1 protein-coding gene is annotated in these 368 nt (G+C 56.2%); it reads right to left on the bottom strand.

Annotated features, from left to right (window positions below; translation table 11 throughout):
- Positions 1-368: protein kinase domain-containing protein (locus tag AC1DKR_RS21440; RefSeq protein WP_478035241.1), on the bottom strand; the 368-nt coding region annotated here is incomplete at both ends.

Genomic DNA, 368 nt, shown 5'->3' with positions numbered 1-368 from the left:
CTTTCCTTCCAGCAGCAATACGTTTCCTGGCTTCAAGTCTCTGTGTACAATTTTGTCCTCAATGCTGGCCAAAGCCTCTGCCACGTCCGTCAGGATTTGCACGCATTCCCCGAGCTCCACGGGGCCGCCCTGCTCGAGACGCTGGGCGAGCGACATCTCAGCCCGCGGCATAACGAGCACCCAGAAGTCGTCGTGTTCGCCAGAGTCCAAAATCGGAACAACGTTTCTGTACGCCGTCGCTCCCAACAACTCCCCAATAAGCATTTCCCGGGTAGCTCCCGGGTCTTTCTTCACAAACTTCGCCACAGCATTTTCTGTCTCCGAATTCGACGCGAGGTATACGTCGCCGAATCCGCCAACACCAACAC

This window comes from Stenotrophomonas sp. 01N47, assembly GCF_056399165.1.
This window is presented reverse-complemented; position numbering and strand designations above follow the sequence as displayed.